Annotated in this window: 28 protein-coding genes and 1 tRNA gene; 17 read left to right on the forward strand and 12 right to left on the reverse strand. The window is 67.4% G+C overall.

Annotation, left to right across the window (positions count from 1 at the left end):
* Nucleotides 1-119 precede the first annotated feature (119 nt).
* Nucleotides 120-959, reverse strand: a complete 840-nt coding sequence (locus ABIE58_RS12455; RefSeq protein ID WP_354545046.1) for an AAA family ATPase — start codon at nucleotides 957-959, stop codon at nucleotides 120-122.
* A gap of 157 nt (nucleotides 960-1,116) precedes the next feature.
* On the opposite strand from ABIE58_RS12455, the gene dksA reads away from it, so the two are divergent.
* From dksA to ABIE58_RS12470, 3 genes are all read left to right on the forward strand, one after another.
* Nucleotides 1,117-1,572: an RNA polymerase-binding protein DksA gene (gene dksA / locus ABIE58_RS12460; RefSeq protein WP_354545047.1), complete on the forward strand. Its 456-nt coding sequence runs from the start codon at nucleotides 1,117-1,119 to the stop codon at nucleotides 1,570-1,572.
* Between the two features lie 96 nt (nucleotides 1,573-1,668).
* Complete coding sequence (locus ABIE58_RS12465) at nucleotides 1,669-2,859, forward strand: FAD-dependent monooxygenase (protein ID WP_354545048.1); 1,191 nt, start codon at nucleotides 1,669-1,671, stop codon at nucleotides 2,857-2,859.
* Nucleotides 2,860-2,897: 38 nt separating this feature from the next.
* Nucleotides 2,898-3,947, forward strand: coding sequence for an ATP-grasp fold amidoligase family protein (locus ABIE58_RS12470; RefSeq protein WP_354545049.1), 1,050 nt, complete (start codon nucleotides 2,898-2,900; stop codon nucleotides 3,945-3,947).
* Here ABIE58_RS12470 and xth read toward each other — a convergent pair.
* The gene (xth, locus tag ABIE58_RS12475) at nucleotides 3,914-4,696 is read right to left on the reverse strand and encodes an exodeoxyribonuclease III (RefSeq protein WP_354545050.1); all 783 of its coding nucleotides are present in this window, start codon (nucleotides 4,694-4,696) and stop codon (nucleotides 3,914-3,916) included. The two genes, ABIE58_RS12470 and xth, sit on opposite strands and share 34 nt — an antisense overlap.
* A 58-nt stretch (nucleotides 4,697-4,754) precedes the next feature.
* Nucleotides 4,755-5,078: a HesB/IscA family protein gene (locus ABIE58_RS12480; protein ID WP_354545051.1), complete on the reverse strand. Its 324-nt coding sequence runs from the start codon at nucleotides 5,076-5,078 to the stop codon at nucleotides 4,755-4,757.
* Between the two features lie 90 nt (nucleotides 5,079-5,168).
* Here ABIE58_RS12480 and ABIE58_RS12485 point away from each other — a divergent pair, with 90 nt between their 5' ends.
* The 9 genes from ABIE58_RS12485 to ABIE58_RS12525 all read left to right on the forward strand — a co-directional run bounded on the left by ABIE58_RS12485 (nucleotide 5,169) and on the right by ABIE58_RS12525 (nucleotide 14,329).
* Nucleotides 5,169-6,338, forward strand: a complete 1,170-nt coding sequence (locus tag ABIE58_RS12485; RefSeq protein WP_354545052.1) for a deoxyguanosinetriphosphate triphosphohydrolase — start codon at nucleotides 5,169-5,171, stop codon at nucleotides 6,336-6,338.
* A 2-nt stretch (nucleotides 6,339-6,340) separates the two neighbouring features.
* On the forward strand, nucleotides 6,341-8,161 hold the full coding sequence (locus ABIE58_RS12490; RefSeq protein ID WP_354545053.1) for a cation:proton antiporter: 1,821 nt from the start codon (nucleotides 6,341-6,343) through the stop codon (nucleotides 8,159-8,161).
* Nucleotides 8,162-8,236: 75 nt separating this feature from the next.
* Entirely contained in the window at nucleotides 8,237-8,839 is a 603-nt protein-coding gene (locus ABIE58_RS12495; RefSeq protein ID WP_354545054.1) for a hypothetical protein, read from the forward strand.
* A gap of 54 nt (nucleotides 8,840-8,893) precedes the next feature.
* Nucleotides 8,894-10,639, forward strand: coding sequence for an arginine--tRNA ligase (argS, locus tag ABIE58_RS12500; protein ID WP_354545055.1), 1,746 nt, complete (start codon nucleotides 8,894-8,896; stop codon nucleotides 10,637-10,639).
* A 131-nt stretch (nucleotides 10,640-10,770) separates the two neighbouring features.
* Nucleotides 10,771-11,583 (forward strand): SPOR domain-containing protein, encoded by an 813-nt coding sequence (locus ABIE58_RS12505; RefSeq protein ID WP_354545056.1) that lies wholly within the window; start codon nucleotides 10,771-10,773, stop codon nucleotides 11,581-11,583.
* The gene (gene nagZ, locus ABIE58_RS12510) at nucleotides 11,559-12,587 is read left to right on the forward strand and encodes a beta-N-acetylhexosaminidase (protein WP_502950093.1); all 1,029 of its coding nucleotides are present in this window, start codon (nucleotides 11,559-11,561) and stop codon (nucleotides 12,585-12,587) included. The genes ABIE58_RS12505 and nagZ overlap by 25 nt, the downstream gene beginning before the upstream one ends.
* Nucleotides 12,580-13,368: a segregation and condensation protein A gene (locus ABIE58_RS12515; protein WP_354545058.1), complete on the forward strand. Its 789-nt coding sequence runs from the start codon at nucleotides 12,580-12,582 to the stop codon at nucleotides 13,366-13,368. Before nagZ ends, ABIE58_RS12515 begins: the two co-directional genes overlap by 8 nt.
* 4 nt (nucleotides 13,369-13,372) lie before the next feature.
* Nucleotides 13,373-14,032, forward strand: coding sequence for an SMC-Scp complex subunit ScpB (gene scpB, locus ABIE58_RS12520; RefSeq protein ID WP_354545059.1), 660 nt, complete (start codon nucleotides 13,373-13,375; stop codon nucleotides 14,030-14,032).
* A 111-nt stretch (nucleotides 14,033-14,143) separates the two neighbouring features.
* Nucleotides 14,144-14,329 (forward strand): hypothetical protein, encoded by a 186-nt coding sequence (locus tag ABIE58_RS12525; protein WP_354545060.1) that lies wholly within the window; start codon nucleotides 14,144-14,146, stop codon nucleotides 14,327-14,329.
* A 146-nt stretch (nucleotides 14,330-14,475) separates the two neighbouring features.
* Here ABIE58_RS12525 and ABIE58_RS12530 read toward each other — a convergent pair whose 3' ends face one another.
* The 8 genes from ABIE58_RS12530 to ABIE58_RS12565 form a co-directional block, all read right to left on the reverse strand.
* The gene (locus ABIE58_RS12530; protein WP_354545061.1) at nucleotides 14,476-15,549 is read right to left on the reverse strand and encodes a 2'-deoxycytidine 5'-triphosphate deaminase; all 1,074 of its coding nucleotides are present in this window, start codon (nucleotides 15,547-15,549) and stop codon (nucleotides 14,476-14,478) included.
* Between the two features lie 64 nt (nucleotides 15,550-15,613).
* Nucleotides 15,614-15,690 (reverse strand) — tRNA-Pro (locus ABIE58_RS12535).
* 67 nt (nucleotides 15,691-15,757) lie between these two features.
* Nucleotides 15,758-16,438: a MerR family transcriptional regulator gene (locus ABIE58_RS12540; RefSeq protein WP_354545062.1), complete on the reverse strand. Its 681-nt coding sequence runs from the start codon at nucleotides 16,436-16,438 to the stop codon at nucleotides 15,758-15,760.
* Nucleotides 16,439-16,452: 14 nt separating this feature from the next.
* The gene (gene ihfA, locus ABIE58_RS12545) at nucleotides 16,453-16,755 is read right to left on the reverse strand and encodes an integration host factor subunit alpha (RefSeq protein ID WP_354545063.1); all 303 of its coding nucleotides are present in this window, start codon (nucleotides 16,753-16,755) and stop codon (nucleotides 16,453-16,455) included.
* Between the two features lie 110 nt (nucleotides 16,756-16,865).
* Nucleotides 16,866-17,840, reverse strand: coding sequence for a beta-ketoacyl-ACP synthase III (locus ABIE58_RS12550; protein WP_354545064.1), 975 nt, complete (start codon nucleotides 17,838-17,840; stop codon nucleotides 16,866-16,868).
* Nucleotides 17,837-18,970 (reverse strand): phosphate acyltransferase PlsX, encoded by a 1,134-nt coding sequence (gene plsX, locus ABIE58_RS12555; RefSeq protein ID WP_354545065.1) that lies wholly within the window; start codon nucleotides 18,968-18,970, stop codon nucleotides 17,837-17,839. The genes ABIE58_RS12550 and plsX overlap by 4 nt, the downstream gene beginning before the upstream one ends.
* A gap of 24 nt (nucleotides 18,971-18,994) precedes the next feature.
* Entirely contained in the window at nucleotides 18,995-19,201 is a 207-nt protein-coding gene (gene rpmF, locus ABIE58_RS12560; protein WP_354545066.1) for a 50S ribosomal protein L32, read from the reverse strand.
* 164 nt (nucleotides 19,202-19,365) lie between these two features.
* On the reverse strand, nucleotides 19,366-19,968 hold the full coding sequence (locus ABIE58_RS12565; protein WP_354545067.1) for a YceD family protein: 603 nt from the start codon (nucleotides 19,966-19,968) through the stop codon (nucleotides 19,366-19,368).
* A 90-nt stretch (nucleotides 19,969-20,058) separates the two neighbouring features.
* Between ABIE58_RS12565 and ABIE58_RS12570 the strand changes: the two genes are divergently transcribed.
* From ABIE58_RS12570 to ABIE58_RS12580, 3 genes are all read left to right on the forward strand, one after another.
* A complete protein-coding gene (locus ABIE58_RS12570; protein WP_354545068.1) occupies nucleotides 20,059-20,517 on the forward strand; it encodes an outer membrane protein assembly factor BamE in 459 nt (152 codons plus the stop codon).
* 90 nt (nucleotides 20,518-20,607) lie between these two features.
* Nucleotides 20,608-21,345 carry a GNAT family N-acetyltransferase gene (locus tag ABIE58_RS12575; RefSeq protein WP_354545069.1) on the forward strand — a complete coding sequence of 246 codons (738 nt, stop codon included), beginning with the start codon at nucleotides 20,608-20,610 and terminating at the stop codon, nucleotides 21,343-21,345.
* 48 nt (nucleotides 21,346-21,393) lie between these two features.
* Nucleotides 21,394-23,214: an ABC-F family ATP-binding cassette domain-containing protein gene (locus ABIE58_RS12580; RefSeq protein ID WP_354545070.1), complete on the forward strand. Its 1,821-nt coding sequence runs from the start codon at nucleotides 21,394-21,396 to the stop codon at nucleotides 23,212-23,214.
* A gap of 193 nt (nucleotides 23,215-23,407) precedes the next feature.
* Here the strand turns inward: ABIE58_RS12580 and ABIE58_RS12585 are convergent, their stop codons facing one another.
* Nucleotides 23,408-24,163 (reverse strand): SDR family NAD(P)-dependent oxidoreductase, encoded by a 756-nt coding sequence (locus ABIE58_RS12585; protein WP_354545071.1) that lies wholly within the window; start codon nucleotides 24,161-24,163, stop codon nucleotides 23,408-23,410.
* A gap of 153 nt (nucleotides 24,164-24,316) precedes the next feature.
* On the opposite strand from ABIE58_RS12585, the gene ABIE58_RS12590 reads away from it, so the two are divergent.
* Nucleotides 24,317-25,429 (forward strand): S-(hydroxymethyl)glutathione dehydrogenase/class III alcohol dehydrogenase, encoded by a 1,113-nt coding sequence (locus ABIE58_RS12590; RefSeq protein ID WP_354545072.1) that lies wholly within the window; start codon nucleotides 24,317-24,319, stop codon nucleotides 25,427-25,429.
* Nucleotides 25,430-25,509: 80 nt separating this feature from the next.
* Nucleotides 25,510-26,742: a tryptophan synthase subunit beta gene (gene trpB, locus ABIE58_RS12595; protein ID WP_354545073.1), complete on the forward strand. Its 1,233-nt coding sequence runs from the start codon at nucleotides 25,510-25,512 to the stop codon at nucleotides 26,740-26,742.
* Nucleotides 26,743-26,770 lie beyond the last annotated feature (28 nt).

Raw genomic sequence — 26,770 nt, forward strand, 5'->3', positions numbered from 1 at the left:
GCAAGCGCGCCTTGTTCCGCGCGGGGGAATACTTCAACGTCCCCTCATGGACCTTCACACCGTCTGCCGCGACATGCCTGGCCGCACCGCATCGGGCAACACCTGCCAGGTATCGCCCTTCAACGCCCCCGCCGCGCCATGAAGGCGAGGCGCTCGAACAGGTGCACATCCTGTTCGTTCTTCAAGAGCGCGCCGTGCAGCCGGGGCAGCGCATCGGTGCCGTCGCGGCGCAGATCCTCGGGGCTCAGATCCTCGGCGAGGATCAGCTTGAGCCAGTCGAGCACCTCGGAGGTGGAGGGCTTTTTCTTGAGGCCGGGCGTGTCGCGGATCTCGTAGAATTGCGTGAGCGCCGTGCTGAGCAGCGCCTCCTTGATGCCGGGGTGGTGCACGGCGATGATGCGCCGGAGCGTGTCGGCCTCGGGGAAACGGATATAGTGAAAGAAACAGCGCCGCAGGAAGGCGTCGGGCAGTTCCTTTTCGTTGTTGGAGGTGATGATGATGACGGGGCGGTGGCGCGCGCGCACGGTCTCGCCGGTCTCGTAGACGTGGAATTCCATCCGGTCGAGTTCCTGCAACAGGTCGTTGGGGAACTCGATATCGGCCTTATCGATCTCGTCGATGAGCAGCACCACGCGGTCCTCCGAGGCGAATGCCTCCCAGAGCTTGCCACGCCGGATGTAATTGGCCACGTCATGCACCCGCGCATCGCCAAGCTGGCTGTCGCGCAAGCGGCTGACGGCGTCGTATTCGTAAAGGCCCTGTGCCGCGCGGGTGGTCGATTTCACATGCCACTCGATGAGCCGCATCCCCATCGCCTGCGCCACCTGCCGCGCCAGTTCGGTCTTGCCGGTGCCCGGCTCCCCCTTGACCAGCAGGGGCCGCTCCAGCGTCACGGCGGCATTGACCGCAACGGTCAGGTCATGGGTGGCCACATAGGCGTCGGTTCCCTCGAATCTCATTGCTCTGCGAGCCCCCTTCATGCGCGGAAATGGATGCAATGACGGGACACTAGACGCTCGATCAGGTCACATCAATGGCGCGTGATTGGCTAGTGACATTCCGTTGTGCCGCGTGTAGATGACCGGCCAGAGGCACCGACAGGCTGAGGAGTTCAAGATGCCGGACACTGGCCTTGATGAGGGGATCGAGATGAAAGCCGAAGTGTTCTTGCCCGAGGATTACACACCCGCAGAGAACGAGCCGTTCATGAACGAACGGCAACTGGAGTATTTCCGTCGCAAGCTCGTGCGCTGGCGGCTGGAATTGCTCGAAGGCAGCCGCGAGACCATCGAGGCGCTTCAAGACGGCACGCGCGCCATTCCCGACGTGGCGGACCGCGCCAGCGAGGAAACCGACCGCGCGCTGGAATTGCGCACCCGCGACCGCCAGCGCAAGCTGGTGGCCAAGATCGACGCCGCTTTGCGCCGGATCGAGGAGGGTGAATTCGGCTATTGCGAGGTGACCGGCGAGCCGATCAGCCTCAAGCGCCTTGACGCGCGCCCCATCGCCACGATGACGCTGGAGGCGCAGGAACGCCACGAGCGCCGCGAGAAGGTGCATCGCGACGACTGAGGCGGTGCTTCGGGCAATGGGGCCTCGGGCAATGGGAACGGACAGGCGCGCGCCGGGGCATACCTCCGGCGCGCGTTTTGTTCCGAAAGGGGAATGATGGGCCTGAACGCAACAAGGATCGCCGTGATCGGCGCGGGGATCGGCGGGCTGGCGGTGGCGCAGGCGCTGGCGCGGCGCGGGGCTGATGTGACCGTGCTCGAGCAGGCCGCCGAGATCGCCGAGGTGGGCGCGGGCCTTCAGATCAGCCCCAATGGCGCGGCGGTGCTCGATGCGCTCGGGCTGGGCGCGGGGCTGCGCGCGCGCGCGGTGGCGGCGCAGGCCGTGCAGCTTTGCGATTACCGGGGCGGCGAGGTGCTGCGGCTCGATCTGCGCGAGGCCGGGCAGGGCGGGTATCACTTTCTCCACCGTGCTGATCTCATCGAGCTACTGGCCGATGGGGCGCGCGCGGCGGGGGTGCGTATCCGGCTGTTGCAACGGGTTGCGGGCGTCACCGGCGGAGCGCGCCCGCGCGTCGATCTGGCCAACGGGGCGCGGTTCGATGCCGATATCGTGATCGGCGCCGACGGGCTGCATTCGGTGGTGCGCCCGGTGCTCAACGGTCTCGCGGCCCCGGCCTTTACCGGGCAGGTCGCGTGGCGCGCGCTCATCCCCAATACTCAAGATCGCGGGCGGGAGGTGCGCGTTCACATGGGGCCGATGCGCCATGTGGTGAGCTATCCGCTGCGCGGCGGTCAGATCCTCAACCTTGTCGCGGTGCAGGAGCGCGCCGCCTGGACCGCCGAAAGCTGGAGCCAGACCGACGACCCGAACGCCCTGCGCGCGGCATTCGCCGATTTCGGCCCGGAGGTGCGCGCGATGCTCGCGGCGGTGGACGTGGTGCACCTCTGGGGGCTGTTCCGCCACCCGGTGGCGCGGGTCTGGCAGGGCGGCGGGCTGGCGATCCTCGGCGATGCCGCGCATCCCACGCTGCCCTTCATGGCGCAGGGCGCGTGCCTCGCGCTCGAGGATGCCTGGGTGCTGGCGGCGTCGCTCGATGATGCCGGGGACATGGCCGGTGGGCTTGCCCGCTACCAGGCGCTGCGCGAGAGCCGCGCGCGCCGGGTGGTCGCGGCGGCAACCGGCAATGCCTGGAAATACCATCTGAGTTTTCCGCCGCTGCGATGGGCCGCCCATACCGCGCTGCGCGCGGGCGGGCGGCTGGCGCCCGAGGCGATGATCCGGCAATTCGACTGGATTTATCGCTATGACGCGATTGACGCGGCGGCGCGGGCGGGCAAGGCTGGCTGAACCGGGCACAAGGCCCGCAACAGGGGAGGGGGCGGATCATGCGCGCCGAAAGGTTCGTCAGCCGGTCGCTTCAGCGCATTCTCGATGAGGGGCTGCACGGCATCAACGAGCCGCTGCCCGCGCGCTATCTGCGCGGGGTCGAGATGCTGGGCGAGGAATTCGCGCCGGGGCTGGTGCGCGCGGTCGAGATCTATCACAAGAACCACGAGTGCTGGCCCGATCTGATCGATCCGCAGACCTTTGGCAACAAGCAGCTTTTGTTCAAGTTCTTCGGGCTGGTGCCTTGTGTTACCCCCTCGGACAAGCTGCGCGCGCATGACTGGCTTTCGCCCCGCCTGCGTGCGCAGATCCGGCGGCCCGCGATCCTGTGGAGTTCGGCCCATGCCGAAGTGCCGCTGAACGACGAGGTCGCGCCGGGCACCTACTGGTTCAAGTGCAACCACGGATCGGGCACCAACCTGCCGGTGACTTTCCCGCTCGGGACCGAAGAGCGCGCCGATCTGGCCGCGCTCACGCGGCGCTGGATGCGGCGGGTGCACAGCACGAGGCTGAGCCTGTGGTGGTATGAGCTGATGGAGCGGCGCGTCTATCTCGAGGAAGACCTGCGCGAGGAGGGCGCGGGCGATGCGGCGGATTGGAAATTCTATGTCTGCAACGGGCGCGTCGTCGTCTATCAGCACGATGCCGACCGGTCTGGCGCACATCAGCAGACCGTCTATAGCCGCGCGGGCACGTGGCTCAATAAACAGCTTTACGTACGCAAGGGGCTGTCCAAGCCGGTGGCTGCCCCCGCGCAGCTCGACCTGATGGTAGAGGCCGCCGAGGCGATCGGGCAGTTTTTCGATTTCATCCGTGTGGACATGTTCCTGCGCGGCGGCGAGGTCTATCTGGGCGAGATCGGCCTTGTGCCCAATGGCTGCACCAAGCGCGTGCGCGCGCCCGAGCTTGACTGGATGCTGGGGGGCGCGTGGCGCGCGCCGTGGCTGGGCCGTGTCAGCCCCGGTTTTGCCGATGGCCATTACCGGCGCGACTGGCCGTTTGACTCAGGCGTGGCTCAAGCGTCGAGATCGACCCAGACGGGGACGTGATCGGAGGGCTTGTCGCGCCCGCGCACGGCGCGGTCGATGCCGCAATCGGTCATCAGGTCTGCGGCCTGCGGGCTGAGCAGGAAATGGTCGATGCGGATGCCGTTATTGCGCGCCCAGGCCCCGGCCTGATAATCCCAGAAGCTGTAATGCCCCGGCCCCTGCACGCGCGCGCGGAACGCCTCGGTGAAGCCCAGATGGACAATCCGGCGAAAGGCGGCGCGGCTCTCGGGCAGGGCGAGCGCGTCCTCGCGCCATGCCTCGGGGCGGGCCGCGTCCTCGTCTTGCGGGATGATGTTGTAATCGCCGCCCATCAGCACCGGTTCTTCGCTCGCCAGAAGCTCTTGTGCGCGGGCGCGAAGCCGTTCCATCCACTTGAGTTTATAGTCGTATTTCGGCCCCGGCGCGGGGTTGCCATTGGGCAGGTAGAGGCCGCAGACCCGCAGCGCGCGCGCCTCGCCCATCACCGTGGCCTCGATCCAGCGGGCCTGCTCGTCCGTGTCATCACCGGGCAGGCCGCGCGTCACATCCTCAAGCGGGCGTTTTGAGAGGATCGCGACGCCGTTGAACCCTTTTTGCCCGTGGGTCTCGACATTATAGCCGCGCTCCTCGAACGCCTCGCGGGGGAAGGCCTCATCGACCGATTTGATCTCCTGCAACAGCACCACATCGGGGCTGGCCTCGTCGAGCCAGTCGCAGAGCGCGGCGTGGCGCGCCTTGATGCCATTGATGTTGAAACACGCGATGCGCATAGGGCGTTCCTCCGAGCCGTCTGCCCTCTATCGCGCGGGGGCGGTCGTGGCGCAAGGCTCAGATCGAGAACGAGGTGCCGCAGCCGCAGGACGACGAGGCGTTGGGATTGTCGATGACAAACCGCGCGCCGATGAGTTCCTCGGCAAAGTCGATGGTGGCCCCGGCGAGAAACGGCAGCGATACGCTGTCGACCACCACGCGCTGCCCCTCGCCCTCGAGGATCAGGTCATCCTCGGCGGGCGCGTCAAGGCGGATGTCATACTGAAACCCCGAACAGCCGCCGCCCTCGACCGCCACGCGCAGCGCCTTGCCGTCGGACCCTGCGCCGATCTCGGCGAGGCGGGCAAAGGCGCGGGGGGTGACCTTGGGGGGCAGGTTCATGGCGGGCCTCCGGGCTGTCTTCGGTGGTTTCATCTCATTGCTCAGTCTGACATATATGAATCATGCGCGCCGCGACAAGGACCCAAGCCGATGTCAGCCCGTTTCGCCACCGATCCTTTGCGTGCCCGCGGCCGCCGCGTGCCCGAGGAGGAAAGCGCCTTTCGCTCGCCCTTTCAGCGCGACCGCGACCGGATCATCCATTCCAGCGCCTTTCGCCGGCTCAAGCACAAGACGCAGGTTTTCGTAGCCCATGAGGGCGATTATTACCGCACGCGGCTCACCCATTCCATCGAAGTGGCGCAGGTGGCGCGGACCATATCGGGCGCGCTTGGCCTCAACGCCGATCTGACCGAGGCGGTGGCGCTGGCGCATGATCTGGGCCACACGCCCTTTGGCCATGCGGGCGAGGATGCGCTGGCCGCGCTGATGGCCCCCTATGGCGGGTTCGATCACAACGCGCAGGCGCTGCGCATCGTGACGGTGCTGGAGCGGCATTACGCCGAGTTCGACGGGCTCAACCTGACATGGGAGACGCTGGAAGGACTGGCCAAGCATAACGGGCCGGTGACAGGCGATCTGCCGCTGGCGCTGGCCGAATGCGACGCGGTACACGGGCTGGAATTGCACACCCATGCCGGGGGCGAGGCGCAGGTGGCGGCGATTGCCGATGACATCGCCTATAACAACCACGACCTGCATGACGGGTTGCGCGCGGGGCTTTTCACCGATGACGAGATCGCCGCGCTGCCCATTGTCGGCGCGTGCTATGCCGAGGTGGACCGGCGCTATCCCGGCCTCGATCCCAAACGCCGCCGGTTCGAGGCGCTGCGCCGTGTCTTTGGCGAGATGGTGGGCGATGTGATCGCCACGAGCGGCGCGCGGCTGGCCGAGAGCGCCCCCGCCGATGTGGCGGCGCTGCGCCATCTGGGCGCGCCGGTGATCCGGTTCTCGCCCGCTATGTGGCAGGATTTGCAGGCGATCCGGGCGTTTCTCTTTACCCGCATGTATCGCGCCCCGGCGGTCAACGAGATGCGGCGCATGGTGGCGCGGGTGATCGGCGACCTGTTCCCGGTCTATCTCGACGCGCCCGAACATCTGCCGGAGGAATGGCGCGCGGATGTGGCGCGCGCACCCGACCGCGCGGCGCTGGCGCGGCTGGTGGGCGATTACATCGCCGGGATGACCGACCGTTTCGCGCTCCAGAGCCATGCCCGCCTTGTCGGCGGCGCTGAGGTGCCGCATTTGCCCGAGGGAGTATAGCCATGGCCCTGGGCACGGATAGCGGCGCGCTCGATCCGGTGATGGTCTTTGCGCTGGTGGGCGCGCTGGGCGTGGGCGCGCAATGGCTGGCATGGCGGTTGCAGATGCCCGCCATCGTGCTGATGCTGGCCGCAGGGCTCATCGTCGGGCCGGGCCTTGGCCTGTTCGATTCGGCGCGCGACATAGGCCCGCTGATGGGGCCGATGGTGGCCATCGCGGTGGCGGTGATCCTCTTCGAGGGGGGGCTGTCGCTCAACCTGCACAGCCTGCGCGACGCCGCCCAAGGGGTGTGGCGGCTGGTGCTTGTCGGCGCGCCGCTGGGCTGGCTTGGCTCGACGCTGGCGCTGCATTATGCCGCCGGGCTTGGCTGGCCGGTGGCGGCGGTGTTCGGCGGGATCATGATCGTGACCGGCCCGACGGTGATCGCGCCGCTGCTCAGGCAGGCGCGGCTGGCGCGGCGGCCCGCGCAACTCTTGCAATGGGAGGCGATCGTCAACGATCCGGTGGGCGCGCTCGCGGCCGTGCTCGCGTTCGAGGTGGTGCTGGTGATAGCCGCCTCGGAGACCGTGAGCGGCGCGGCGCTGTCGATGGTCTGGGGGATCGCGGTGGCGCTGGTGCTGGGGTTTGGCGCGGGCTGGGGCGTGACCCGCGCGTTTCGCGGCGGGCATGTGCCGGAATACATGAAGGTGCCGGTGCTCTTCGCGCTGTTGCTGGGGGTGTTTGCGCTGGCGGATTCGGTGCTGCATGAAAGCGGGTTGCTGACGGTGACGGTGATGGGCCTTTACATGGCCAATGCCGACTTGCCGAGCTATGCCGAGTTGCGCCGCTTCAAGGAGCACGCGACGGTGCTTCTGGTCTCGGGCGTGTTCATCCTGCTGGCGGCGTCGATGGACATGGAGCGGCTGGCGCTGCTTGACTGGCGCGCGGGCCTTTTCGTGGCGGTGACGATCCTCGCGGTGCGGCCGCTGACGGTGCTGCTGTCGCTTTTGGGCACGAGCCTGCCGATGAACGAACGGCTTCTGGTGGCGCTCACCGGCCCGCGCGGGGTGGTTCTGGTGGCGGTGGCGGGGCTCTTCGGCGAACGGCTGGTGGCGCTCGGCTTCGAGGATGCGGCGCGGCTCACGCCGCTGGCCTTCGCGCTGGTGGCGGCGACCGTGGTGTTGCACGGGTTCGCGCTGGCGCCCTTGGGGCGCGCGCTGGGGCTGGCGCAAAAGGGGCCGCCGGGAGTGATCGTAGTGGGCGGATCGGCCTTCTCGGTGGCGCTTGGTCAGGCGCTGGCAAAGCTCGACGTGCCGGTGCTGGTAAGCGATCCGAACCACGCGCGATTGCGCGCCGCGCGCGAGGCGGGGCTGCGCACCTTCTTTGGCGACATCCTGTCGGAGGCCGCCGAACACGGGGTAGAGGTGATGAGCTTTGGCCAGGTCGTCGCGCTGACCGGCAACGACGCCTACAACACCCTCGTCACCAGCGATCTCGCGCCGGAATTCGGGCGCGACAACGTCTACCAGCTTCGCCGCGAGCGCGAGGAGGGCGCGCGCCACGCGCTGCCCGCCACGCTCGGGGGGCGGCGGATCGCGGGCGGGCTGGATTACCAGGCGCTGGCGCGGCGCATGGCAGAGGGGTGGCGCGTGCGCACCACCCGGCTCGGCGAGGATTACACCATCGAGGACTGGCGCGCCGACAACCCCGACGCGGTGCCGCTGGTGGAAACCGGCGAGGGGGGCGCGCCGCGCTTCATCGTGGGCGAGGATCGCGCCGAGGGCGGCGCGGGGGTGCATATCACCGCCCTTGCCCCGCCGCGTGCGGCGGCGCGCGCCACCTGACCGGCGGCCACGTTGAAGCCCGCGCGCCACGGTGCTAGAGAGGTGCCGGGATGCGTATAGAGTGGGTGAGGTCATGTGGACGCGAAAGGATCGCGAAAAACCGTTCTGATCGTCTCGGCGGGCTGTGCGGCGGGGGGCGCATTGGCCGAAATGCTGGCGACATGGGGCGCACAGGTGATCGTGGCCGATCACGCCGAACGTCGTGCGCTGGCGTTGGCGCGGCGCGTGCCGTTGTCGATCGAAAGCCTGAGGCTCGATCCGCTGCGGCCCAGCCAATGTCGGCGTTTCGGGGATATCTGGGGCGATACCCCGCTTGACCTGCTGGTGCATCTGCATCCCTTGCGCAGCCCGCGCCGCCCCGGTGCGGCGGTGGCGGCGATCCCGGCGCTGACGCGCGCGCTTGATGCTGGGCTGGCGCGGGGCGAGGGGCTGGTGCTGGTGGCCTGCCATGCGCCGGGGCGGGATGCGCCGCCCGAGGCCCATGCCTTTGACGCGGCGTTCATGGCGCTGGCCCCCCATATGCAGGCCGAGGCGGGCGGGCGCGCGCGCGTCAACCTGCTGCGGCTGGGACCGGGGGCGGGGGCCGTCGCGCTGGCAGAAGCGGTGCAGGAACTGGCGGCGCAGGGGCGCGAGGGCCTGCGCGGCGCGGTGATCGACCTGCCTGCCCAAGGCGATTGACGCCCCGGACACGGGTGGTAAACCGGCGCGCATGCCAACACGGAAAGGCGGGTCATGAACCTATTCGACGATATTCGCGGTCTTGTTCTCGACGCTCTGGGCCGGATGCAGGCCGACGGGGCCTTGCCCGCGCCGCTCGATATGGCGGCGGTGACGGTCGAGCCGCCGCGCGATCCGGCGCATGGCGACATGGCAACCAATGCCGCGATGGTGCTGGCGAAACCGTCGGGCCTCAAGCCGCGCGATATCGCCACGGCGCTTGCCGGACACCTTGCCGCCGATCCGCGCATCGCCAGCGCCGAGGTGGCGGGCCCCGGCTTTCTCAACCTGCGGCTGGCACCCGCGCTCTGGCACGAGGTGCTGCGCGCGGCGCTGAGGCAGGGCGCAGATTTCGGCCGCGCCACGCTGGGGCAGGGGAGCCGCGTCAATGTCGAATATGTCTCGGCCAATCCCACCGGGCCGTTGCATGTCGGCCACACCCGCGGCGCGGTGTTCGGCGATGCATTGGCCAGCCTGCTGGCCTTTGCCGGATACGATGTCACGCGCGAATATTACATCAACGACGGCGGCGCGCAGGTCGATGTGCTCGCGCGCTCGGTCTATCTGCGCTATCTTGAGGCGCATGGGCAGGAGGTGGCCTTTGCCGATGGCACCTATCCCGGCGATTACCTCATCGAGGTGGGGGCTGCGCTCAAGGACAAGGTCGGCGATGCCTATCTCGATCAGCCCGAGGCGGTCTGGCTGACGCCGATCCGCGAGTTCGCGACCGAGGCGATGATGGCGCTCATCCGCGCCGATCTCAAATCGCTGGGCGTCGAGATGGATCGCTTTTTCTCGGAGAAATCGCTCTACGGCACCGGCCTGATCGAGGCGGCGATCGACGACCTGCGCGGCAAGGGCCTGATCTATCGCGGCGTGCTGGAGCCGCCCAAGGGCAAGATGCCCGAGGATTGGGAACCGCGCGAGCAGACCCTGTTCAAATCCACCGAGCACGGCGATGACGTGGATCGCCCGATCATGAAATCCGATGGCGGCTGGACCTATTTCGCCCCCGATATCGCCTATCATTACGACAAGATATCAAGGGGGTATGACCTCTTGATCGACGTGTTCGGCGCCGATCACGGCGGTTATGTCAAGCGCATGAAGGCTGCCGTTTCGGCGCTCTCGAACGGGCGCGTGCCGGTCGAGATCAAGCTGTGCCAACTGGTCAAGCTCTACAAGAATGGCGAGCCGTTCAAGATGTCCAAGCGCGCGGGCACCTTCGTCACGCTGCGCGACGTTGTGGACGAGGTGGGGCCGGACGTGACCCGGTTTGTCATGCTCACCCGCAAGAACGATGCAGCCCTCGATTTCGATTTTGCCAAGGTGCAGGAGCAATCCAAAGATAACCCGGTTTTCTACGTCCAATACGCCAATGCGCGCGTCAATTCGGTTCTGCGCAAGGCGCGCGACGCGGGGATCGCGGTGGCGGATGCCGATCTTGCAGAGGCGGATCTTTCGGTGCTCACCCATGAGGCGGAGCTGGCGCTGGCGCGCAAGATCGCCGAATGGCCGCGTCAGATCGAGATTGCCGCGCGCGCTGGAGAGCCGCACCGGGTGGCGTTTTTCCTCTATGATCTCGCCTCGGAATTGCACGGATTGTGGAACCGTGGCCATGACGATCCGTCGCTGCGGTTCCTGCAAGAGGGCGATCCGGCCACATCTGCGGCGAAAATCGCGCTGGTGCGCGCGGCAACGGTTGTGATTTGTGCGGGTCTTGGTATCCTTGGCGTCACACCGGTGGAAGAGATGCGCTGAACGCCGCCGCCACCGGTTCGAGCAGGACATACACATATCGGCGGCTATGTATCGCCGGTGGCAAGAGGCAGAGCATGGCGTATATTCAGGCATCCCGGATGGAGTCCGGGGAGGGTGGCCGGACGGCTGCCGTGGCGAAGATCACCAATATCTCGGGCGCTCTTGTGTCGATGGCGCTGCTGGTTGGCATCGGCATATGGGGCTATGGGGTCGTGATGCGCGACGTGTCGGGCGTGCCGGTTGTGCGCGCCCTCGGCGGCCCGATGCGCGACATGCCCGCAGAGCCGGGCGGGCGCGAGGCCGCGCATCAGGGGCTTTCGGTCAACCGGGTGGCGGCGCAGGGCGCGACCGCAGAGCCGCCCGAGCGGGTCATCATTGCGCCCCCGCCGCTCGATCTCACGCTCGAGGATGTGCCGCTCGCGGCAAGGCCCGCGACACAGGCCCCCGCCCCGGCGCGCACTGATGGTGTGCATCTGGCCGTGGCCCGGCAACCGGAGCAGATGGCCGCGCAGGCCCCGGCAGCGCGGCCCGCGCCCGGCCCTGAGGCCAATGAGACCGGCGCGGGTGTCGATGGCGGGCTTGGGCAATCGCTGCGCCCGCGTCTGCGCCCGGCGCTGCCCGATCCGGTGGCCTATGCGATTGCAGCGGCGATGGATACCACGACCCGTGAGGTTGACCCCGACAGCCTGCCCGTGGGGTCGCGGCTGGCGCAGCTTGGCGCGTTCGAGTCCGCCGAGGTGGCGCGCACTGAGTGGGACCGGCTGAGCACCCGGCTTGGCGATCTTCTGGATGGCAAGCGCCGCGTGGTGCAGCGCGCCGAGAGCGGCGGGCGCACCTTCTACCGGCTGCGGGTGGTGGGTTTTGACGATCTGGCCGACGCACGGCGCTTCTGCTCTGCCTTGCAGGCCGAACAGGCCGAATGCATCCCCGTGGTCACCCGGTGACACCGTTTGGTGCGCTGATTACCGGGGTTGATGGCCTGCGCCTGACCGCCGAGGAAACGGCGTTTTTCCGCGAGGTGAGGCCGTTCGGCTTCATCCTTTTCGCGCGTAATATCGACACGCCCGATCAGGTCCGCGCGCTCTGCGCGGCGCTGCGCGAGGCGGCGGGGCATGACGCGGTCATCACCATAGACCAGGAAGGCGGGCGGGTGCAGCGCTTGCGCGCGCCACACTGGCGCGACTGGCCCGCGCCGCTGGATCATGTGGCGGCGGCAGGGGCGCACGCGGCAGAGGCGATGTATCTGCGCTACCGGATCATCGCGGCGGAACTCGCGGCCTTGGGGATCGACAGCAACTGTGCGCCCCTGGTGGATGTGGCCGGGGCCGAAACCCATCCGTTCCTGCGCGACCGCTGCTATGGTGCGACGGCGGGGCAGGTGGCGCTTATTGGCCGCGCGGTGGCCGACGGGCTGATGGCGGGGGGCGTGCTGCCGGTGGTCAAGCACATCCCCGGTCATGGCCGCGCCAGCGCCGACAGCCACCACGACCTGCCCTGCGTGACCGCGCCGCCCGCGCATCTGGCCGAGGTCGATTTCGCCCCGTTCGAGGCGCTGGCCGATCTGCCGATGGCGATGACGGCGCATGTGGTCTATCGCGCGCTTGATCCGCGGCCCGCGACCTTGTCGCCTGTTATCATTGAGATAATCCGCCGCTCCATCGGGTTTGACGGGCTGTTGATGACCGACGATATCGGCATGAACGCGCTGTCGGGCAGCCTGGTGGAGCGCGCGCGCGATGCGCTTGCGGCGGGCTGTGACGTGATCCTGCATTGCAACGGCACGCTGGCCGAGCGGCAGGCGGTGGCCGAGGCCGCAGGCGCGATGCGCGCCGCCGCGCAGGCCCGCGCCGAGCGCGTGCTGGCCGCGCGTCGCAGCCCCGATCCGGTTGACATCGCAGGCCTCTCGGCGCAGCTTGAGGCGCTGACGGGCGGGCAGGAGCATGGCTGAGGAGATATTCGACGATCACGCGCAACCGGTGCCCGTGGCCGAGCGGCTGGCGGCGGAGGCGCTCATCGTCGATGTAGACGGGTTCGAGGGGCCGCTCGATCTCCTGCTGATGCTTTCGCGCACGCAAAAGGTTGATTTACGGCGCATTTCCGTGCTGCACTTGGCGCAGCAATACCTCGCCTTCGTCGAGCGCGCGCGCGCGCTCCGGCTCGAATTGGCCGCCGATTACCTGGTGATGGCGGCCTGGCTGGCCTATCTTAAATCACGGCTGTTGCTGCCGCCCGACCCCGCAGAGGAGGGGCCCTCGGGCGAGGACTTGGCGGCGCATCTGGCGTTTCAGCTCGAGCGGCTTCAGGCGATGCGCGATTGCGCGGCGCGGCTGATGGCGCGCGACCGGCTGGGGCGGGATTTTTTTGCGCGTGGCCTGCCCGAGGACATCACGCGCCGCCGCGAGACGCGCTATACGGCGACGCTGCTCGATCTGATGCAGGCCTATGCGCGGCTGCGCACGCGCGACGAATTTCGCCCCTTCGTCATGGATCGCGACGCGATTTTCATGATGGAACAAGCGCTTGAGCGGTTGCGGGGGCTGATCGGCACGGTCGGGGCATGGTCTGACATCGCGGGGTTTCTGCCCGAGGGGTTCACCGTTGATCCGCAACGGCGGCGCTCGGCCACGGCCTCGACCTTTGCGGCGGCGCTGGAGCTTGTGAAAGAGGGGCGCGCAGAGCTGCGGCAATCGGCGGTGTTTGCCCCGGTCGAGCTTCGTCGGAAGGATTAGGATCGTGCCGCAAGACACTGATAAAGAAAAGGAAAGCCTTTTCAAAGCCCCGCCGATACCGGAGCAGGAGCGCATGGTCGAGGCGATGCTTTTTGCTGCCACCGAGCCGCTTGATATGCGCGAGATGGCGGCGCGGATGCCGCATGGCTGCGACCCGGCGGAGGCGTTGGTGCATTTGCGAAAAAGGTATGAGGGGCGGGGGGTTACGCTGGTAAAGGTGGGCGATGGCTGGGCCATGCGCACCGCGCCCGACCTGGGCTACCTGATGCGGCGCGAGGTGGTCGAGACGCGCAAGCTCAGCCGCGCCGCGATCGAGACGCTCGCGATCATCGCCTATCATCAGCCGGTCACGCGCGCCGAAATCGAAGAGATCCGTGGCGTCTCGGTCAGCCGGGGGACCGTGGACCAACTCCTTGAAATGGAATGGATAAGGTTCGGGCGGCGCAAGATGACGCCGGGCCGTCCGGTGACCTTCGTGGTCACGGAGGCGTTTCTCGACCATTTCGGTCTGGAAAGCGCGCGCGACCTGCCGGGGCTGGCGGAATTGCGCGCGGCGGGGCTTCTGGACAACCGCCCGCCACCGGGGAGCTTGCCGCGCATGGGTGAGGACGAGGACGAGGATGGCGAGGATGCGCCGGGGCAGAACGAGCTGTTCGAGGATTGAGCGCGAAAACTCGCGTCTTTTCACGATTTCTTAGGGTTTTCTGGCCAATCTGCCCTCAAATCGGCATGTTTCGGGGCTATGTAGGACAGGAGGCAGAGAGAGGAGGGCGCAATGAACGCCAACCAGATAATCAACATGGTGATCCGCATGGTCATGCGCCAGGTGATTGGGCGCGGCATCAATGCCGGGATCGCGCGGGCAACGCGTGGGCGCAAGGAGAGCGGCCCCGACGGGCAGAAGACCGTGGCCAATGCCCGCAAGACGATGAAGCTTGGCCGTCGGATGGGGCGGTTCTGAGCGGCTTTGGATGGGGTGGCAGGGCTGGTGCATCTGTGACGGCGTCGGGCGTTGTGGCCTGACAATCCAGGGCGCGTGCTTTCGAGGGTCTTCAGGACTGAAGGTGGCGCAGTAAACCGGATCATGCCGACGGTGCGCGATGGATGTCAGGCGCGGAAATGTTTTGACAGCTTGAGGCCCTGGCCCTGGTAGTTCGACGCGATGCCCGCGCCGTAGAGCCGGTCTGGCACCTGATCCATCCGCTCATAGACCAGCCGCCCGACGATCTGGCCGTGTTCCAGCACAAACGGGGCCTCGTGGCAGCGCACCTCGAGCACGCCGCGCGCGCCCGCGCCGCCCGCTGCCGCGTGGCCGAAGCCGGGATCGAAAAAGCCTGCGTAATGCACGCGGAATTCGCCCGCCATCGCCACGAAAGGGGCCATCTCGGCAGCGAAGCGGGGCGGGATATGGACGGCCTCGCGGCTCACAAGGATGTAGAACGCGCCGGGATCGAGGACGATATGGCCATCGCGGGCATGGACCTCTTCCCAGAAATCGGCGGCGTGGTAATGGCCGATGCGGTCAAGGTCGATCAGTCCGGTATGCGGCTTGGCGCGATAGCCGGTGAGCGTGCCCGCTGCGGGGCGCAGATCGACCGAGAAGGCCAGCCCGCCATCGATCACCGCAGGGCCATCGACAAGGGGTGTCTCGGCGTGCAGTGCGTGCATCTCGTCATCCGCGAGCCGCGTATCGCCGGTGCGAAACCGGATCTGGTTGAGGCGCATCCCCGGCCGCACCAGGACCGAGAAGGAGCGCGGGCAGATCTCGGCGTAGAGCGGCCCGCAATGGCCGGGGGGCACGCGGTCGAACTCGGTGCCGCCATCGGTGAGGGTGCGCGTGAGCAGATCGAGCCGCCCGGTGGAGGATTTGGCATTCGCGACCGCCTGCACGCCCGGCGGCAGGGCGAGGCGCTCCATCAGCGGGACAAGGTAGACGCAGCCCTTTTCCAGCACCGCGCCGGGGCCAAGCTCGATCCGGTGCATCCCGAACTCCTCGAGCCGGTCGGCGACGGATCGCCCGGTCCCGGGCAGGAACGAGGCGCGCACGCGGTAGGCGACCGGGCCGAGGCGCAGATCGAGGCTGGCGGGTTGCACCTGATCGGGGGCGATGGCCGGATCGGCGGTGATCTGGCCCGACCCGATCATGGTGGCGATTTGCTGGCAGGACAAAACGCCGGTCATGCGTGGCCCCCCCGGCCCAGACAGCGACCGCGCGGTAGGCGGGCGGTGGTATCGTCGGTAAATTTGGTCGGGCTAGCAGGACTCGAACCTGCGACCTTCCGTCCCCCAGACGGACGCGCTACCAGGCTGCGCCATAGCCCGACGATGCGCTGTTCATACCGGTTTTGTGCGCGGGGGCAAGGGGGCTGATGCGAATAAATGACGCCGGTCATGCCTTTGGCGCGTGCGCCTGGCGCAGCTTGTCCGCGAGCGCCGCGAGCTGGCCCGCTAGGGCGGGCGAGAGCGGGCGGGGCAGGGCGGCAAGCCGCGCGAGCGGGCCGGGCGCGGCGGCAGTGTCTGGCGGATCGGCGGGCAGATCGGGCAGCGGCGGCAGGGCGGGCGTGCCGGGATCTGGCGCTGCGTCCGCGTCTGGCGGGCCGGCCTTGGCGGACGGGTCGAGGGCGGTTTCGTCCTCGGGCGTTGGCGTGTCTGCGGGCGCGTCGGGCGATGTCTCGTCGGGCGGCGGGGCATCGTCTGATGCCTCGGGGCGCGCGAAGCTCAGCACCTGCGCGGCGCGGGGTGGCGATGCCCGTGCCGGTGTCGTCGTTGTTGCCGGTGCCGCCTCGTCCTCGTCACCGAGATCGGGCGAGAGCGCGGCGACATGGCTTACGCCTTGATCGCGCAGGATTTTCTGCACGCCCTTGATGGTCAGCCCGTGATCATGGAGCAGCGCCTTGATGCCGCCCAGCAGGCGCATGTCGGCGGGGCGGTAATAGCGTCGCCCGCCCGCGCGCTTGACCGGCTTCACCTGGGTGAACTTGCTTTCCCAGAAGCGCAGCACGTGGGCGGGCACCTCGAGCCAGTCGGCCACCTCGCTGATGGTGCGGAAGGCGTCGGCGGATTTGCCCATTTGCGGCGGTGTCCTCAGCGTTTGTTGCCGATCGCCACGCGATCCTTCATCAGGTGCGAGGGCCGGAAGGAGAGCACCCGGCGCGGCTCGATCGGCACTTCTTCGCCGGTTTTCGGGTTGCGACCGACACGGGCGGTCTTGTCGCGCACCGAAAAGGTGCCGAAGGACGAAATCTTGACCGTCTCGCCGCGCGCGAGCGCGTCGGAGACGTGGTCGAGCACGCTCTCCACCATCTGGGCCGCATCGTTGCGCGACAGGCCCACCTCGCGGAAGACCGCCTCGCTCAAATCCATTCGTGTCAACGTCTTGCTGGCCATACCATCCCCGCTTTTTTGCATGGCAGTTTGCGGCGAAGCCTGCGGCGTGTCAATCGTGATGGCCCCGCGCGGCGGGTTTCAGCGCGAAATTTCGCAAGCCAAGGCGTGGTTTACCAGCGCAGCACCACCGCGCCCCAGGCCAGCCCGCCGCCGATTGCCTCCGAGAGGACCAGATCACCCCGGCGGATGCGGCCCTCGGACACCCCCACCGAGAGCGCCAGCGGGATCGAGGCGGCGGAGGTGTTGCCGTGGTCCTGAACGGTGAGGATCACACGATCCATCGACAGGCCGAGTTTTTTGGCGGTGCCCTGGATGATGCGGATATTGGCCTGGTGCGGCACGATCCAGTCGATATCCGCCGCCTCCAGCCCGGCCTTGCCAAGCGCGGTTTCGGCGGTGGCGGCAAGTTTCTCGACTGCCTGCCGGAAGAGCGCGTTGCCCTGCATCCGCAGCTTGCCCGAGGCACCGGTGGTCGAGACGCCGCCATCGACATAGAGCATGTCGCGGTAGCGCCCGTCGGAATTGAGATCGACCGACAGGATACCGCGATCGGCATTGGTGCCGGTGTCGTCGCTCGCGCCGAGCACGAGCGCGCCCGCGCCATCGCCGAAAAGCACGCAGGTGGAGCGATCAGACCAGTCCATGATGCGCGAGAAGGTTTCGGCCCCGATCAGCAGCAGCCGCTCGGCCTGGCCCGAGACGATCATCGCGTTGGCGGTGGCGAGCGCGTAGACAAAGCCCGCGCAGACCGCCTGCACGTCAAAGCCGAAGCCGCGGGTCATGCCCAGCCCCTGCTGCACCATCGTGGCGACCGAGGGAAAGGTGAGATCGGGGGTGGAGGTGGCGACGATTATCCCGTCGATATCCTCCGGCCCGAGCCCGGCATTGGCGAGGGCGGCGCGCGCGGCCTCTATCGCGAGCATGGAGGTGGTCTCGCCCTCGGCGGCGAAGCGGCGGCGCTCGATTCCCGAGCGGGTGCGAATCCATTCATCGGAGGTGTCGAGGGTTGCCTCGAATTCGCTGTTGCGCACGATGCGGGCGGGCAGGTAATGCCCGGTGCCAAGGGCGATGGCGCGGCGGGTCATTGCGGGGCCTCGTCGGTAATGTCGTCGGTGGTGCCGCCTGTGGTGTCGTCGTGCTCAGAGGCGCTTGCATCGGGGGCGATGGCGCCGGCGACGCGCGCCGCGAGCCGTTCGGTGAATCCCGATTGCGCCAGTTCGAACGCGAGCTTGATCGCCGAGGAGACGCCGGTGGCATCCGCCGCGCCGTGCGATTTCACCACGGTGCCGTTCAGCCCCAGGAACACGCCGCCATTGGCGCGGCGCGGGTCGATCCGCTTTTTCATCCGGCGCAGCGAGGTATAGGCCATCAGCGCCGCCAGCCGCGACAGCGGCGAATAGGCGAATGCCTCGCGCAGCAGATCGCCGGCAAGCTTGGCCGTGCCCTCGCCGGTCTTGAGCGCGACATTGCCGGTAAAGCCGTCGGTCACGATCACGTCGCAGGTGGTGCCGGGCAGGTCGCGCCCCTCGACAAAGCCGACGAATTCGAAATCCGAGCTGTGCGCGTTGGCGGCAATCAGGTCATAGGCTTCGCGCAATTCGGCGCGGCCCTTGTGTTCCTCGGTGCCGACATTGAGCAGGCCAACGCGTGGGCAGGCAAGGCCAAAGCCGTTGCGAGCATAAGATGCCCCCATCAGCGCGTATTGCATCAGATCCTTGGCATCGGCGCGGATATCGGCCCCGCCGTCGAGCATGATATTGTGCTGTTGCGGGTTCTGCGAGGGCCACATCACCGCGATGGCGGGGCGGTAGATGCCGGGAAGCTTGCGCAGCCGGATCACCGACATCAGCATCAGCGCGCCGGTATTGCCGCAGGAGACGCAGACCGTCGCCTCGCCCGCGCGCACCGATTCGAGCGCCGACCACATCGAGGTGGTGCTGCCCTGGCGCAGAACCTGGCTGGGCTTGTCGGTCATCGACACGACATCGGGCGCGTCGCGGATCTCGACCCGGCCTGCGAGTTCGCGCCGCCGGGCCACGAGCGGGGCCAGCGTGTCGCGCGGCCCGTGCAGGATAAAGCCGATATCGGCGTTTTTCTGCGCCGATTGCGCCATGCCCGCCACCACGGCGGAGGGCCCCTCATCGCCACCCATTGCATCAACAGAGATGACGAAGCGCGCCGCGCCGGTCATGTGTTGATCGCTCTGAGCGCTCATTCGGTCGATGCCCCCGGCCTTGTTTCAGGCGGCGTCGTCTTCCAGGTCGATTTCCTCAACCATCGCAACGACTTCGCGCTCGGCGTAGTGGCCGCAAGCCGCACAGACGTGGTGCGGGCGTTTCAGCTCGCCGCAATTGGGGCATTCGTTGGGATTGCCTGCGGTGAGTGCATCATGTGCGCGGCGATTGTTGCGGCGCGATTTCGAGACCTTGTTCTGTTGGACGGCCATGTCACAACCTCAATTCCTGCGGGCCGGTAGACGGCCCATGTTTCACGGGTGTTCGCGGCTCTTAATCCCTACCGAGCCGCCGGTTCAACCCAAAATTCCGGTGAGAGCGCGAAAATACAGAGATTTGGTGCCGGGACAAGCGATTCTTGGGGGCGCGCTGCGGATCAGGCGGGCGCGTCATCGTCGGTGCCTTTTTCGTCGTCCTCGTCGCCCTCCCCGGAGAGCCTGTCGCGCAACCCGGCAAGCCCGGCAAAGGGGCGGCGGGGGGCGGCCGCGTCCTCGGGCGTGGCACCCACGGGGCCGGCGGCCATTGCCCCAAGCGTGGCCCCCTCGCTGCGCGGCCAGGGTGGCAGCGCCAGCGCCAGCGCCTCGGCAAGCACGGTGTCGAGGTCGATCACCGCGCCCAGCGGCTCGATGCTGTCATCCTCGGGCATTTCGATCTCGTCGCCGGGCAGCGCCTGGGGCGGCGTGGCGTCGGGCGCGTAGCGGCGTGTCACCGCCTCGTCGATGCGGGTGGCAACCGGCGCGAGGGTCACGCCGCAGGGCTGCACCACGGTGGCTCCGAGCGTGGCATCAAGCCGCCAGCCGCGCCCGTCATCGGGGGTGATCTCGCCCTCAAAGCGCAGCTTGCGCAATTCGATGAGGTCGAGCCGCGCGGCGAGTGCGGCGCGCGCGCCCTTGTCCGGCACGATTTCGAATCGGTGGCCACCGCGCCGCGCAAGCTGTGCCACGGGTAGGCGGTGGGGGGCGTGGCCGTCGCCGGTCATCGCGGCCTCCTGCTTTGCATTCTTGAACCCGAGGGTTGCATTGATGTAAGCGGGATAAAAGCCGCGCGTGGCGGTGACAAGGGGGCACAGATGAAGGCGTTGTCAATGCGGGTGCTGCGCATCCTCGCGGTTTGCGGGCTCACGGTGCTTGCGGCCTGTGCGTCCACCTACCGCAACCACGGCTATGTCCCCCCCGAGAGCGAGCTGGAAAACCTGGTCGTCGGCACCGATACCCGCGCCACGGTGGATGATCTGATCGGCCCGCCCTCGGTTTCGGGCATGGTGGGCGACGGTGATTATTATTACGTGCGGTCGCGCAAGCGCACCTATATGATGCTGCGCCCCAAGGTGATCGAGCGCGAGGTGGTCGCGATTTCCTTCAACGCGGATGACACCATCGCCAATATCGAGCGATTCGGGCTGGAAGACGGGAAGATCGTGCCGATCACGAGCCGGGTGACCGATAGCTCCGTCGTCAAGAACGGCTTCTTGCGGCAGTTGCTCAGCAATATCGGGGCGATCAGCCCGGTGGATGCGTTTGACAACTGACCCCGCGCGCGCCGATGCTGTCATGACGCTGTTGCCGCTGCCATGCGAGACTGTCGCACAGGCGAGGCGCGGCGATATGGGGGCGGCGCGATGAGGGATATACGACAGGGCGGCTATGTCGCACGGCTGGCGCTCGGGCCTGAGGATGTGGCGCGCGCGCAGGCGCTGCGCGCGGCGGCGTTTTTGGGCGACGAGGCCGCATCCGATGCTGATGAGCATGACGCGCAGTGCCTTCATGTGCTGGTCGAAGAGGCGCGAAGCGGGCGGCTTTTGTGCTGTTTCCGGGTTTTGATGCTCGACGGCGGGGCCGGGGTTGCGCGCAGCTATTCGGCGCGGTTCTACGATCTCACGGCGCTCGAGGCGTTCGAGGGGCGGATGGCCGAGATGGGGCGATTCTGCGTGGCACCGGGGCAGCGCGATGCCGATATCCTGCGGCTCGCGTGGGCGGCGATGACGCGGCTGGTGGACGATCACGGCGTGGCGATGCTGTTTGGTTGCTCCTCGTTCAAGGGGGTCGAGGCCGCGCCCTATCTTGACGCCTTCGCGGTGCTGGGGGCGCGGCACCTTGCGCCCCGCCGTTGGTGGCCGCGCGTCAAGGCGCCGAGCGTGTTCCGCTTTGCCGAGCGGCTGCGGCGGCACAAGCCCGACCTCAAGGCCGCGATGCGCCATATGCCGCCCCTTTTGCGGACCTATCTGATGATGGGCGGCTGGGTCAGCGATCACGCGGTGATCGACCGGCAGATGGGCACGCTGCATGTCTTTACCGGGGTCGAGATCAGCGCCATCCCGGCGGCGCGGCGGCGGCTCTTGCGGGCGCTGGCGGGGTAGCGCGCAAGGTGGCTTGACGGCGCGCGGGCGGCGGGGTAGCCCGCGATCATGGCCCGTGCCCCGCTTTTGCAACTCACCGATATATCGCTCACCTTTGGCGGCGCGCCGCTGTTTGCGGAGCTGTCGCTGGTGGTGCAGGCGGGCGACCGCGTGGCGCTGGTGGGGCGCAACGGATCGGGCAAATCAACGCTGATGAAGGTGATGGCCGGGCTGGTGGAACCCGACCGCGGCGCGCGCGTGGTCTCGCCGGGGGTGAGCGTGGGCTATATGGAGCAAGAGCCCGACATGGCCGGTTTCGCCACGCTGGGCGATTATGCCATGAGCGCGCTGGAGCCGGGCGAGATGTATCGCGTCGAGATGGCGGGCGAGGGGCTGAAATTCGATCCCGCCCGCGCGGTCGAGACCGCCTCGGGCGGCGAGCGGCGGCGCGCGGCGCTGGCCAAGCTGATGGCCGAGGCACCCGAATTGATGCTGCTCGACGAGCCGACCAACCATCTGGATATCGAGGCGATCGGCTGGCTGGAAGAGCAGTTGCGCAGCACCCGCAAGGCCTTTGTCCTGATCAGCCACGACCGCGCGTTCCTGCGTGAGCTTAGCCGCGCAACCCTATGGATTGACAGGGGAATGACGCGCCGTCAGGAAGAGGGGTTCGGCGGGTTCGAGGCGTGGCGCGACAAGGTCTGGGACGAAGAGGACCAGCAGCGCCACAAGCTCGACCGCAAGATCAAGGCCGAGGCCCGCTGGGCCGTCGAGGGCATCAGCGCGCGGCGCAAGCGCAACCAGGGCCGGGTGCGCAACCTGCAAGCCCTGCGCGAGGAGCGGCGCGCGCAGATCAAACGGCAGGGCACGGCGGCGATGGCGCTGGAAAGCGGCCCAAGCTCTGGCCGCAAGGTGATCGAAGCGAAAGAGATTACAAAAGCTTACGGGGATGTCCTCATCCTGCGCCCCTTTAGCCTGACGGTGATGCGCGGCGAGCGGGTGGCCTTTGTCGGCCCCAATGGCGTGGGCAAGACGACGCTCTTGAAGATGCTGATGGGCGAGGAGAGGCCCGATAGCGGCACCGTGGTGCAGGGCACCAACCTGATCCCGGCGGTGTTCGATCAGGCGCGGGCGCGTCTCGACCCGGAAATGACGCTCTGGGACAGCCTGACGGGGGACGCGGAGATGCGCGTCTCGGGGCAGGCGGATCAGGTTCTGGTGCGCGGAGTGCCGCGTCATGTGGTGAGCTATCTCAAGGATTTCCTCTTTGACGAGCGGCAGGTGCGCGCGCCGGTCAAGTCCTTGTCGGGCGGGGAAAAGGCGCGGCTGCTCTTGGCCCGGATCATGGCGCGCGAGAGCAACCTTCTGGTGCTCGACGAGCCGACCAACGATCTCGATGTCGAGACGCTCGATCTGATGCAGGAATTGCTCGACGATTACGACGGCACGGTGCTTCTGGTCAGCCACGACCGCGATTTCCTTGACCGGGTGGCGACCACCACCATCGCGATGGAGGGGGACGGCCGCGCCACGGCCTATGCCGGGGGCTGGAGCGACTATCGCGCACAGCGCGGCGAGGCGGGGGCCGATGATCCGAAAAATATTGGTAAATCAGCATCTAAGAAGCCGGAGTTAAAGCAGAAGAAGCCCGCCGCGTCGCGCCTCAGCTTTACCGAGGCGCACCGGCTGGAGGAATTGCCCGGCGTGATCGCGCGGCTGGAGGCGGAGATCGGCAAGCTGGAGGGGCTCTTGGCCGACCCGGAGCTGTTTACCCGCGAGCCGGTCAAGTTCCGCCGCGCCACCGAGGCGCTCACGCAGCGGCAGGCGGCGCTGGCGCAGGCCGAGGAGGAATGGCTGGCGCTGGCGGAACGGTCCGAAACGGCGGGCTGATTTCTTCTGGTCTTCGGTGGGGTGTGCGGTCGCTGGGCCGTCATGCGGCCTAGCGATTTTGCGAGGAAGCGTAACCCAGCGGCGTCACACGGGTTTGGCTGGCATAAAGCGGCAATTTCTATCGTTGCATCGCTAGTCCCCGGCCCAGCGACCGCGCGGCTCAGTACATCCTGTCAAACGCCCCCCGGCGCGGTCACTGCATCCGGAGCGCGCCGTCGAGGCGGATCACCTCGCCGTTGAGATAACCGCATTCCACGATGAACCGCGCAAGTGCCGCGTATTCGTCGGGATCGCCGAGGCGCTTGGGGAACGTCACCTCGGTGGCGAGGCTGTCCTGCACCTCTTGCGGCAAGCCGCGCAGCATCGGCGTGGCGAAGGTGCCGGGCGCAATCGCCATGACGCGGATGCCCTCGCGTGCCAGATCGCGCGCCATCGGCAGCGACAGCCCGACGATCCCCCCCTTGGAGGCGGCATAGGCGGTCTGGCCCTTTTGGCCGTCAAAAGCGGCGACCGAGGCGGTGTTGACGATCACCCCGCGCGCGCCGTCCGTATCGGGCGCGTTCCCGGCCATTTCGGCGGCGGCGAGGCGGGCGACGTTGAACGTGCCGACAAGGTTGATGTCGATGGTGCGGCGAAAGGCATCCAGGGGGTGCGGCCCGTCGCGCCCGAGGGTCTTGGCCCCGGTGGCGATGCCCGCGCAGTTGATCGCCGCCGTGATCCGGCCCATGGCGGCCTTGGCCGTTGCGATGGCGGCGGCGACCGAGGCCTCATTTGTCACATCCGTTTCGGCGAAGCTGGCACCGATCTCGGCGGCGACCGATGGCCCGCGTTCGGTGTCGCGGTCCAAGATGGTCACCTGCGCGCCAAGCCCGCGGAAATGCCGCGCCGTGGCCTCGCCAAGGCCCGAGGCCCCGCCGGTGATGATCGCGGCTGTGTCTGTGATGCGCATGGTGGCCTCCCTGGGTAAATGAACACCTGTTCAGATACGCGCCCGTGCGGCCCCTGTCAAAGCCCTTTGCCGCCTTGCGGGCGGACTTCGGAGATTGCGCGGCTGCGCGTCTGCGGCTAGGTCTGGGAAAACGCAGATGACAAGGAGACGACGATGCGCACGAGAGCGGCGGTTGCGGTAGAGGCGGGCAAACCGCTGGAGATCATGGAGGTCAATCTCGACGGGCCAAAGGCGGGCGAAGTTCTGGTCGAGATCAAGGCCACGGGGCTCTGTCATACCGACGAGTTCACCCGCTCGGGCGACGACCCGGAGGGGATTTTTCCGGCCATCCTCGGCCATGAGGGTGCAGGCGTGGTGATCGAGGTGGGCGAGGGGGTGACGAGCCTTGAAGTGGGCGATCACGTTATCCCGCTTTATACGCCCGAATGCCGCGAATGCGAGTATTGCCTCAACCCCAAGACCAACCTCTGTCAGAAGGTGCGCGCGACGCAGGGGCAGGGCCTCTTGCCCGATGGCACGACGCGGTTTTCCATGCTCGACGGCACGCCCATTCATCACTACATGGGCTGCTCGACCTTCGCCAATCATACCGTGGTGCCCGAGATTGCGCTGGCCAAGGTGCGCAAGGATGCGCCCTTTGACAAGATCTGCTATATCGGCTGCGGCGTGACCACCGGCATCGGCGCGGTCATCAACACCGCCAAGGTGGAACTGGGCAGCCGCGCGATCGTCTTTGGCCTGGGCGGCATCGGCCTCAACGTCATCCAGGGGCTGCGGCTGGCAGGGGCGGCGCAGATCGTGGGCGTCGATCTCAACCCCGGCAAGGCCGAGATGGCGCGCCACTTCGGCATGACCGATTTCGTCAACCCCAAGGAGGTTGCGGGCGATCTGGTCGCGCATCTGGTGGAGCTGACCGGGGGCGGGGCGGATTACACCTTTGACGCCACCGGCAACGTGCAGGTCATGCGCACAGCACTTGAGGCCGCGCACAAGGGCTGGGGCGAGAGCATCATCATCGGCGTGGCCCCGGCGGGTGCCGAGATTGCGACGCGGCCCTTCCAGCTTGTCACGGGGCGGGTCTGGCGCGGCACGGCCTTTGGCGGCGCGCGCGGGCGCACCGATGTGCCCAAGATCGTCGATATGTATATGAATGGCATGATCGAGATCGACCCGATGATCACCCACAAGCTGACGCTTGATCAGATCAACCACGGGTTCGACCTGATGCACCGGGGCGAATCGATCCGCGCGGTGGTGGAATACTGACACGTGCCCTGCGCCTGCGCCTTGCCCTGCGGGGCGGGGCGCATTAGGACAAGCCAAAGCAAACAGGGGGCGCTCGCGACATGGCCAACGATCTATTCAACAGCTTCATGACAGGCCCGGATGAGAAGGGCCGGTTCGGCGATTTCGGCGGGCGGTTCGTGTCCGAGACGTTAATGCCGCTAATCCTTGAGCTGGAAGAGCGTTATGAGCACGCCAAGACCGACCCCGATTTCTGGGCCGAGATGGAGTTCCTCTGGAAGCATTACGTGGGCCGCCCCAGCCCGCTCTATTTCGCCGAGCGGCTGACCGGGCACCTGGGCGGCGCGAAGATCTATCTCAAGCGCGACGAGTTGAACCATACCGGCGCGCACAAGATCAACAACGTGCTGGGGCAGATCATCCTTGCCCGCCGCATGGGCAAGCGCCGCATCATCGCCGAGACCGGCGCGGGCCAGCATGGCGTGGCGACGGCCACGGTCTGCGCCAAGTTCGGGCTGCAATGCGTGGTCTATATGGGCGCGCATGATGTCGAGCGGCAGGCGCCCAACGTGTTTCGGATGAAGCTTTTGGGCGCCGAGGTGATCCCGGTGACGAGCGGGCGCGGCACGCTCAAGGACGCGATGAACGACGCGTTGCGCGACTGGGTGACCAATGTGCGCGACACGTTCTATTGCATCGGCACGGTGGCGGGGCCGCATCCCTACCCGGCGATGGTGCGCGATTTCCAGTCGATCATCGGCCGAGAGACGCGTGAGCAGATGCAGGAGGCCGAGGGCCGTCTGCCCGACACGCTGATCGCGGCCATCGGTGGCGGGTCGAACGCGATGGGGCTGTTCTATCCCTTCCTCGATGACAAGGAGGTGGCGATCATCGGGGTGGAGGCCGGCGGCCACGGTGTCGATGACCGGATGGAGCATTGCGCGTCGCTCACCGGCGGGCGGCCCGGCGTGCTGCATGGCAACCGCACCTACCTGTTGCAGGACGGCGACGGGCAGATCCTCGAAGGGCATTCGATCTCGGCGGGGCTTGATTATCCCGGCATCGGGCCGGAGCATAGCTGGCTGCACGATACGGGGCGCGCGCAATATGTGTCGATCACCGACACCGAGGCGCTGGAGGCGTTCCAGCTTTGCTGCGCGATGGAGGGGATCATCCCGGCGCTGGAGCCCTCCCATGCGCTCGCGCATGTGATGAAGATCGCGCCCAGCCTGCCCGCTGATCACCTGCTGGTGATGAATATGTGCGGGCGCGGCGACAAGGATATTTTCACGGTTGCCAAACACCTTGGCTTTGACGTGGAAAGCGGCAATTGAACCGGTGATATCGGGCGGCGGGGCGCGC

Source organism: Roseovarius sp. MBR-78 (genome assembly GCF_040547535.1).
Taxonomy (GTDB): Bacteria; Pseudomonadota; Alphaproteobacteria; order Rhodobacterales; family Rhodobacteraceae; genus Roseovarius.